Annotated in this window: 4 protein-coding genes; all 4 read right to left on the reverse strand. The window is 61.3% G+C overall.

The features are described 5' to 3' along the window. Positions 1 to 253, reverse strand: a 253-nt coding sequence (locus tag HMPREF2581_RS04875) for a hypothetical protein (RefSeq protein WP_218189478.1), incomplete at its 3' end; no start/stop codon positions are given. Positions 254 to 255: 2 nt separating this feature from the next. After that, positions 256 to 486 carry an Arc family DNA-binding protein gene (locus tag HMPREF2581_RS04880; protein ID WP_031637080.1) on the reverse strand — a complete coding sequence of 77 codons (231 nt, stop codon included), beginning with the start codon at positions 484 to 486 and terminating at the stop codon, positions 256 to 258. Positions 487 to 565: 79 nt separating this feature from the next. Further along, on the reverse strand, positions 566 to 1,333 hold the full coding sequence (locus HMPREF2581_RS04885) for a Rha family transcriptional regulator (RefSeq protein ID WP_021205286.1): 768 nt from the start codon (positions 1,331 to 1,333) through the stop codon (positions 566 to 568). Further along, positions 1,330 to 1,596: a hypothetical protein gene (locus HMPREF2581_RS04890; RefSeq protein ID WP_021205287.1), complete on the reverse strand. Its 267-nt coding sequence runs from the start codon at positions 1,594 to 1,596 to the stop codon at positions 1,330 to 1,332. Before HMPREF2581_RS04890 ends, HMPREF2581_RS04885 begins: the two co-directional genes overlap by 4 nt. Positions 1,597 to 2,146 lie beyond the last annotated feature (550 nt).

The following is a 2,146-nucleotide window of genomic DNA, read 5'->3' on the forward strand; positions in this document are numbered from 1 at the left end:
CCGTACTCACCCCAGCCCCGCTCAGCGCCGCCAGTGCGATCTGTCGCATGTTCGCCGCCGGCAGGTTGTCTTGTTCGGGACAGGGGAACTCGGCGATGGTGCGGAGCGCCAGGTGTGCGTCCCCGTCAGCAAAGTGCGAGATAACCGCGCCTGCGCGCCCGATTGCTATGGGCATACCATTCCGCAGGTATGGGCGTACCGAGTCGATCTGCATGCCCATGCCCGAGCGGAGAACGATAGTGATGGAGTTCATGATCAGTTGCTCCCTGCTGCCTTGGTCAACGCATTGAGCAGAGCCCGCTTCTGTTGCTGACCATGCAGGTACTCGCGCAGGGCAACGACGATCAGGGAGTTCATGCTGCGCGAGTCTCGCTTGGCTTCAGCTTCCACCTCGGCCCTCAGTCCGTCCGGCAGTCGGACAACGAACTTGTCCATGTCCCGGCTGGTGCTGGCCGGCAGTTCGGTTACAACGGCTGCTCGTTTCATAGTTTCTCCAGGGCGAGCAAGGGCCCGCCGGCATTTGTGGCTTTGCCAAAATCGGTTGGGTTATGGGTTTATTGGTGCGTCAGGGGCATGCCGAACTTGCACCCCCTTCGGTGATCCGGTGTTGGTGATAACCGAACAGTCCGTCCAGGTCGATGTCGTACACCTCCTTCCAGGCATCCGCAGGCCACGCCCGGACACGGCCATAGAGAGGGTCTTCGACATAGTTGGGCTGGACTCCGTGGGAATCGCACCATGCACGCAATTTGCGCCAGGCCTGCGGGTCGAATTGAGTCTTGGTGAGGTTCTCTACTGCCTTGACCGTCGCCTGCCGGGTACCACGCCCGAGTTCATCTGCAAGACGACGTGCCTCGCGGACGGCGGCTGAAGCCGATGCCATTGCAGTGGCCTCTCGCCGGGAACCGATCTCTGCCTTGGTGGCGATGGCGTGGTCGCGCTCTTCGATGGCCTTCTGCTCAGAGCGCTTGGATTCCAGTAGGTGCTCCAGTGCCTGGATGTAGTCACCGGGGAGGGCCGGGAGCGTTTGCTTGGCCCGTGCCTCCAACTCGTGCAGTCGATCCAGGCATTTCGCGCGGAGCGGAATGCTGTAGCCCGTCAGGAGGATTTCGACCTCGCGGCGGGGCAGATTGAAGCAATGCTGGAGCCGCCCATAAGCGTCCGGGACATCTCCTGAAAAGTCAGGAGATCTTCCGTCGGCGTCGATCTGATATCCGAGCTCAAGGAGCATCTTGCGAATATCGGCAATGACGTTGTCATGGCGCTTTCCAGTCAATTCGGCAATCTCGCGGCTCGACATGGTGACGGCGTTGGTTGTGGTGATCAGGCTCATGCTGCAGCCCTCCTTTCGCGAGTGGCTTCGAGCATTGCTTTCAACTCGCCTACCTGGCCATCGAGCAGACTTCCCCAGTCGTCGGCCAAATACTGGCCAACACCGGCCAGGCGCTTGTTGTGGGACGGGAACTGTTCGGCCTGGTAGATCGCCCGGAAGATGGCGGACAGGTCGTAGAGGGTGCTGACGGCGAGCTCGATGGAATCGTAGGCCTTGGCGGCCAGGTCGAATGCTTCGGGCGCAACTTGGGTAGGGCTTGCCATTGTGGGGGAACTCCATAGCTGATTAGGGAGCTGCCACCGACCGTCGCCAAACGGAATAGGGTGGCAGACCGCGCGGGGTTGGCGAACCGGGGCTATGGAACCCGGCAGACCCGAAGGTCTCCCCACGCGATCTGCCATAGAGAGACACCGGGTAGCCGGTGCACGCCCAAACGGCAGGCACAAAAAAAGCGCCTGATGTTGGGTTGGCGCTGTCGCGCCATAGCCTGTCGGGTCGCCAAACCCGGCCACTGAATTTGCAGTGACGGGCCGAGCATAGTCCCGACTGTGAACAAGGGTCAAGTTCATCTCGTTCTCCGCGATTCAAACCGGCGATTTGCCGGTTTTACCCATCTGCAGGTATCCACCGCACAACCGCCTCAGTCGAAGCGGCTGTACGCTGGGTTTCCAGCCCCTGCCACGCCAAGCCAAGCCGTTCTCTGCCACGCCAGGCCAAACCCGGCCAAGCCACGTGATGCCTTCGCACCGGACAGCACTCCACCTGAAGCGCTCGCCGCTGCGTCAGATCAGCCCTCTCTGTTGCAGGTCGTTC

The organism is Pseudomonas sp. HMSC057H01, from assembly GCF_001836405.1.
Classification (GTDB): domain Bacteria; phylum Pseudomonadota; class Gammaproteobacteria; order Pseudomonadales; family Pseudomonadaceae; genus Pseudomonas; species Pseudomonas aeruginosa.